The organism is Kitasatospora sp. NPDC058965 (assembly GCF_042741245.1).
Classification (GTDB): Bacteria; Actinomycetota; Actinomycetes; order Streptomycetales; family Streptomycetaceae; genus Kitasatospora.
Map to the genome: position 1 here is coordinate 4,526 of NZ_JBHYKG010000293.1, position 6,073 is coordinate 10,598.

Here is a 6,073-nt window from a genome sequence, read left to right on the forward strand (position 1 = left end):
AGGGGCTCGGCCGTCCACCCCGCCGGGCCGCCGGTCGCGGCGGGGCGGTCAGGACGCCGTCGCCAGCTCCACGGCGGACAGGACCTCGGCGCGCGAGGGCGGGCCGGAGGCGCGGCGGACGACGTGGCCGGTGGGGTCGAGGACCAGGACCGTGGGGGTGCGCAGCACGTCGGCGCGGCGGACCAGGTCGAGGCGGGCCTCGGCGTCGATCTCCACGTGGCGGACGCCCGGGGTGGTCGAGGCCAGCTCGGTGAGCAGGCGGCGGGTGCCCGGGCAGGTCGCGCAGAACGAGGTCGAGAACTGGACGAGGGTCGCCCGGTCGCCGAGCGAGGCGCCCAACTCGGCTGCGGACAGGCGCAGTGCGGTGTGCCGGCGGGCCGCGCGCAGGCGGCCGTCGCGGCGGGAGCGGAGCAGGCCGAAGACGGTCGCGGCGGTCAGGACGGCGGCGGCGACCAGCAGGCCGGTGGGGTCGGTCACCGCGCCGTCACCCCCTGGCCCACCCGGGCCCGGCCGCGCACGGCGAGCAGGTAGACCTCGCAGCCGAGGCAGTAGCCGAACGCGGCGTTGAGGAAGGCGGCCGCGAGGGCCGCGGCCGTGGCGGCGAGGCCGAGCCAGCCGGTGCCGGAGAGGTAGCCGACCGCGCCGACGGCGGCGAAGGCGAGCCCGACGGCCTGGGCGAACCTGGGCGGCCGCTCGTCCTCCAGCTCCGCCGGCGGCCCGAGCCGCGGCCGGACGAGCGTGCGGAAGAGCCAGCCGTACGGTGAGAAGCGCAGCCCGAGCCCGGCCCCGAGGGCGAACACGGCGGCCTGCGCCGCGAGCAGCGCGCCGCTGCCGGTGGCCAGGACGGCGAGCAGGACCAGCGTGGTCAGGACGGCGGCGAAGCGCGGTCCGCGCGGGTCGACGCGCGGGGCAGGGGCAGGGGCGGTCGCGGCGGACGCGGAAGCGGGACGGGGCATGGCGGGACTCCGGGACTGGACGGACGGACCTGGTGCCTGCGGCGGTGGCAGGGGTGAGCGTGCGCGGTCAGCGACACGCGGCGGACCACACCCGACCGAAGTCGATGTGGGCCCGGGTGACCAGGAGCGTCGTCTCGGGGAGCACCGGCCCATTGCAGCAGCCGCCCCGGGCCCGGTCAACCGGCGCCCACCTGCCGGGACGGCGCCGTCCGACCGGCGGCCGGGGTCACCACGTCCACCGGCGGGCAGCACGTCGGAGCCGCCGGGTCGGAGAGGGCCGCGCGGCCGGGTCGGTCAGGGCCGTTGGACCCTCGCCCGGCCGGCCCGGGCGGAGGAGGCTCGCAGTACCGGCGCTCCCCGGCCGGGAGCGAGGAGTTCGCCATCATGACCACCGAAACCGTCCTCAGCACCGCCGACCTGCAGTTCCTGGCGCGGGCGGGCGGCCTCGCGCCCTCGCTGCACAACAGCCAGCCGTGGCGCTTCCGCCCGACCGGCGACCTGCGCGGCCTGGAGGTCCACGCCGACCCGGACCGGGCCGTCCCGGCCGCGGACCCCGACGGCCGGGCGCTGCACATCTCGCTCGGCGCGGCCCTGTTCAACCTGCGGGTGGCCGCCGCCCACCTGGGTCGGGAGGCCGCCCACCAGCTGCTCCCGGCCGGGCCCGACGCACAGCCGCGCGCCGTCCTCGACCTGGCCGAACCGGCCCGCACCCCGACGCCGTTCGGGGTCGACCTGTACACCGCGGTGGCGGCGCGCCATTCCAGCCGGCACCCGTTCGCCAACCGGGACGTGCCCGAGGCACTGGTCGCCGACCTGATCACCGCCGCCCGGGCCGAGGGCGTCACGCTGACCGTGCTGGAGGAGGACGGGGTGCGCCGGGTGCTCGCCCTCACCGCCGAGGCCGAGGCCCGGATCGCCGCCGACGTCACCCGGGAGGCCGAGACCAGCCACTGGCTGCGCCTGGAACCGTCCTGCGACGGGATCCCGCTCGCGGCGCTGGGCGACCACGACCGGGACGCCCGGGTGCCGATGCGCGGCTTCACCGGGCACCCGCCGCGCCGGGCGACCCCGGCCGAGCGCTTCGAGGCACTGCCCCAGCTGGCGGTCCTCTCCACCCGGTTCGACGGTCGGGCGGACTGGCTGCGCACCGGTCAGGCGATGGAACGGGTCTGGCTGCTCGCCACCGTCCACGGCCTGCGTGCCTCCGTGCTGCACCAGGCCGTCGAGATCCCCGACACCCGCTGGCGCCTGCGCGACCCCGCCGACGGCCCGGCGCACGTCCAACTGGTGCTCCGGCTCGGCTACGGCCCGTCCGGTGCCGCCAGCCCGCGCCGCGCCGTCGCGGACGTCCTGGACGCACCGCAGGATTAGACGCACCGCAGGGTTAAGGGCCGAGCAGCGCGACACCCACCCGTGCCGACCCGCACCGGTGTCCGCGGGAGATGATCGAGCCGAGCAGTCGGGTCGCGGCGGACCGATGAGTTCCCGCGTCCCGACCGGTCTTCCTTCCCGACAGGACAACCGACTCACCGGGAGCACTCCGTGGGCCTCATCCACATCGCACTGTTCACCACCCTCGACCTCGTCGGGCAGTCGCCCGGCGGCCCCGAGGAGGACCCGGCGGGCTTCCGCTTCGGTGGCTGGCAGGTCCCGCTGATGGACGAGGTCGCCGGGGCCGAGGTCGACGCCGCCTACGAAGGCACCGACGCACTCCTGCTCGGCCGTCGGACGTACGACATCTTCGCCGCCTACTGGCCGAAGGCCGGGGACAACCCCTTCGCCGCGCTCTTCAACAGCATCCCGAAGTACGTGGCCTCGCGCGGCAAGCCCGACCTCCCGTGGGCCGGATCGACGCAGTTGGGGCCCGACCTGGCCGCCGCGGTGCGCGAAATCCGCGACCGGCACGAGCACGTGAAGGTGGTCGGCAGCCTCGACCTGGTGCAGACCCTGCTGCGCGAGAAGCTGTTCGACCGCCTGGACCTGTGGGTCCACCCGATCGTCCTCGGCACCGGGAAGAAGGTGTTCGACGGCGGCGCGGTCCCCACCAACCTCACGCTGCTCGAACCGCCCGTCGCCAGTCCGCGGGGCACGGTGCTGCTGCGCTACGGGTTGGCCGACGGCATCCCCGCCACCGGGGACATGGGCGCGCCCGACCGCGAGGCCGGGGGCGAGGGCTGACACCCGGCGGGACCCGACCGCCCGCGGGTCAGTCCGCCGCCCGCGCCGGGTCGTAGGGCACCACCGCGACCGGGCAGCCCACGTGGTGCACCACCGCGTGGGTCACCGGGCCCAGGTGGGCGCCCAGCGCGTGGTGCCGCGGCCGGGCGCCGACCACCAGCAGCTCGGCCCCGGCCGCCGCCTCCACCACGGTGAGCGCGGCGTGGCCCCGCAGCAGGGCGGTGGCGCAGGGCAGGTCCGGGTACCGCTCCCGCCAGGGCGCCACCGCCTCCTCCAGCCCGCGCAGTTCGGCCTGCGCCAGCTCCGGGTCCAGGTCACCGCCCGCGTCGAAGTGCAGGTACTCGGAGCCCGCCGGCGGGCGCCAGGCGTGCACCACGGTGAGCGGGGCACCGCGCGAGGCGGCGGTCTCGAAGGCGAAGGCCAGCACCTCCCGGCACGGGTGGGCCAGGTCGATGCCCATGATCACGCCCTCGCCCGCCGGGCCGGACGGCGCACGGACCAGTACCACCGGGCACCCGGCCCGGCCGAGCACCCGCTGGCTCACCGAGCCGACCAGGAACCCGTGCACCGGACCGAGGCCGCGTGAGCCGAGCACCAGCAGCGCCGCCCGGTCGGTGGCCGCCGTCAGCACGTCCACCGCGTCGTCCTCCACGTGCGTGGCGACCACCACCAGGCCCGGGTGCGCGGCGCGGACCGCCTCCGCCCGCTCGGCGAGCTGCTGGCGCGCCCAGCGCTCGGCCTGGCCGGTGCCCAGCGGCTTGTCGGGGCCCCAGGGCCAGGCCTGCAGCAGTTCGAGCCGCAGGTCCCGGCGGGCCGCCTCGCGGGCGGCCCAGTCGGTGGCGGCCAGGCTCGGCTGCGAGGTGTCGAATCCGACGACGATCATCCTGTCCACAGCGCACCTCCGTGGTCCGGTCCTTCCATCGTGCGCACTGCGGGCCGGTCGCGCGTGCGGGCGGGCGCCCGCGCCGCCCTGCCGGGCAGCCCAGCCAGGCAGCCCCGCCCGGCGACCTTGGGCCGACCGGCCCTGCCGCGGGTCCCGGCAGGCCCTGCGCGAACCGGGCCCGGGGTCGCCACACTGGAAGGTGTGCAGCTGAGCTGTCCGGGAGCGAGGAGCTGAGCCATGTCCGCCGCATCCGCACCAGGCCGGCCGTCGACACCCCGCACGCCCGCGCTGGCCGAGCTGCGCCGGGCGATCGGGCGGGAGCGGAACCCGCTCTGCCGCCGGCTGGACCGCTCGCGCAGCAGGCTGCTGCTGGCCCTGGTGTTCGCGGTCGTCGCCTCGGTGGCGGTGGCGGTCCTGGTCGGCGTGACCGTGCTGCGCTCCGGGCAGGCGCAGGACCGGCAGCTGCAGGCCCACCGCCACCGGGTCAGCGCGACCACCACCGACGCGGCCGTCGCCAGCTCCGACCCGGCGCTGAACGGCCGGGCCCAGGCGCCGGCCGTGTGGACCTACCCGCCGACCGGCCGGGGGAGCGGCCTGGTCACCGTCCCGATCGGCACGCCCAGCGGCGCGACCGTGACCGCGGTCCTGGACGACCACGGCAACCCCGTGGCACCGCAGGACGTCGGCGGCCCGCTCGCCAACGCGCTGCTGCTCGGCAGCACCACGCTGCTGGCCGGCTGGATGCTCACCGACGCCGGGTTCAGCCTGCGGCGGCGCGCGTTGGACCGGCGCGCCGACCGGGACTGGGACGCCGACTGGGAGCTGGTCGAGCCGAGCTGGTCCGGCCGCCACCGTCCCCGCCCGGGGACGGGGCAGGCGTGAGCCGCGGGCGTCCGGTCCCGGGGCCGCCAGCGTCGTGACGCCGGTGCGCCGGTCGCCAGGTGTGCCGAGGCCCGCCGTCCACCGCGTGACGGACCGTCAACCCGCAGCCCACGGGCACGCTGCACTAGGGTCGGAGGTGTCCGGCGGTCATCACTAGGGTCGGAGGTGTCCGGCGGTCATCGCGGCGGCGCAGGTCACGTCGCCCGCCCGGGCCCGGAGGGAGCGGCGTGGGATCGGTCTCCACCAGCAGGACACGACGGGTGTCGGCGGTCGTCGGCGCCCTGGTCGCTGCCGTCGTCGCCGCGGGCTGCTCGGCCGGCGGCCCCGCCGAACCGTCCTCGGTCTCGGCGTCGCTGTCCGCCCAGGCGGGCGCGTCCGGTGCCGGTGCGACGGCGCCGGGCACGGTGCCCCGGCCCGCACACGTGGTGGTGGTCGTCGAGGAGAACCACTCGCACGACCAGGTCCTCGGCAGTCCGGACGCGCCGTACCTCACCGCGCTCGCCGCCGAGGGCGCCTCGTTCAGCGCCTCGTACGCGGTGGCCCACCCCAGTCAGCCGAACTACCTCGCGCTGTTCTCCGGGTCGACCCAGGGCCTGACCGGCGACTCCTGCCCGCACCGCTACTCCGGCGCCACTCTGGCCTCGGAGCTGCTGGCGGCCCACCTCGACTTCGCCGGCTACGCCGAGTCGATGCCGGTGCCCGGCTTCACCGGCTGCACCAGCGGAGACTACGCCCGCAAGCACGCCCCCTGGGCCAACTACCCGGAGCTGCCCGGCACGGTCAGCCGCACCTGGGCCCAGTGGCCGAGCGACTACGGCCAACTGCCGACCGTCTCCTTCGTCGTCCCGAACCTGCAGCACGACATGCACGACGGCAGCGTCCGGGAGGGCGACGACTGGCTGCGGAGCAACCTCGACGGCTACCTCGCCTGGGCCCGCAGCCACGACAGCCTGCTCGTCGTCACCTGGGACGAGGACGAGGGAACCTCGACCAACCGCATCCCCACCGTGGTCGTCGGCGCGGGCGTGCGCCCCGGCACGTACGGCGAACTCGTGGACCACTACCGGGTGCTGCGCACCCTGGAGGACATGTACGCGCTGCCGGCCCTGGGCGAGAGCGCCCAGCGCGCCCCGATCGACGACATCTGGGCCCGCTGACGCGGCACCCTGAGGTC

General features: G+C 76.7%; 7 protein-coding genes. 4 read left to right on the forward strand and 3 right to left on the reverse strand.

Annotated features, from left to right (window positions below; all coding sequences use genetic code 11):
- Positions 1–48: 48 nt before the first annotated feature.
- Both ACFW1A_RS32785 and ACFW1A_RS32790 read right to left on the reverse strand, forming a co-directional pair.
- Positions 49–477: a TlpA family protein disulfide reductase gene (locus ACFW1A_RS32785; RefSeq protein ID WP_380415402.1), complete on the reverse strand. Its 429-nt coding sequence runs from the start codon at positions 475–477 to the stop codon at positions 49–51.
- Positions 474–956, reverse strand: a complete 483-nt coding sequence (locus ACFW1A_RS32790) for a DUF4395 domain-containing protein (RefSeq protein ID WP_380415404.1) — start codon at positions 954–956, stop codon at positions 474–476. The genes ACFW1A_RS32785 and ACFW1A_RS32790 overlap by 4 nt, the downstream gene beginning before the upstream one ends.
- Before the next feature lie 384 nt (positions 957–1,340).
- Between ACFW1A_RS32790 and ACFW1A_RS32795 the strand changes: the two genes are divergently transcribed.
- A complete protein-coding gene (locus ACFW1A_RS32795) occupies positions 1,341–2,327 on the forward strand; it encodes an Acg family FMN-binding oxidoreductase (RefSeq protein ID WP_380415406.1) in 987 nt (328 codons plus the stop codon).
- Positions 2,328–2,498: 171 nt separating this feature from the next.
- Complete coding sequence (locus tag ACFW1A_RS32800; RefSeq protein WP_380415409.1) at positions 2,499–3,134, forward strand: dihydrofolate reductase family protein; 636 nt, start codon at positions 2,499–2,501, stop codon at positions 3,132–3,134.
- Between the two features lie 28 nt (positions 3,135–3,162).
- On the opposite strand, the gene ACFW1A_RS32805 is transcribed toward ACFW1A_RS32800, so the two are convergent.
- Positions 3,163–4,017, reverse strand: a complete 855-nt coding sequence (locus ACFW1A_RS32805; protein ID WP_380415411.1) for a universal stress protein — start codon at positions 4,015–4,017, stop codon at positions 3,163–3,165.
- A gap of 237 nt (positions 4,018–4,254) precedes the next feature.
- On the opposite strand from ACFW1A_RS32805, the gene ACFW1A_RS32810 reads away from it, so the two are divergent.
- Both ACFW1A_RS32810 and ACFW1A_RS32815 read left to right on the forward strand, forming a co-directional pair.
- Positions 4,255–4,899, forward strand: coding sequence for a hypothetical protein (locus ACFW1A_RS32810; protein ID WP_380415414.1), 645 nt, complete (start codon positions 4,255–4,257; stop codon positions 4,897–4,899).
- A 260-nt stretch (positions 4,900–5,159) separates the two neighbouring features.
- Positions 5,160–6,056, forward strand: coding sequence for an alkaline phosphatase family protein (locus tag ACFW1A_RS32815; RefSeq protein ID WP_380415418.1), 897 nt, complete (start codon positions 5,160–5,162; stop codon positions 6,054–6,056).
- The last annotated feature ends 17 nt before the right edge of the window (positions 6,057–6,073 follow it).

Excerpts from the sequence above, each read along its gene's own strand:
- ACFW1A_RS32795 (WP_380415406.1), top strand. The coding sequence starts at position 1,341 with ATGACCACCGAAACCGTCCTCAGCACCGCCGACCTGCAGTTCCTGGCG.
- ACFW1A_RS32790 (WP_380415404.1), bottom strand. The coding sequence starts at position 956 with ATGCCCCGTCCCGCTTCCGCGTCCGCCGCGACCGCCCCTGCCCCTGCC.
- ACFW1A_RS32805 (WP_380415411.1), bottom strand. The coding sequence starts at position 4,017 with ATGATCGTCGTCGGATTCGACACCTCGCAGCCGAGCCTGGCCGCCACC.
- ACFW1A_RS32810 (WP_380415414.1), top strand. The coding sequence starts at position 4,255 with ATGTCCGCCGCATCCGCACCAGGCCGGCCGTCGACACCCCGCACGCCC.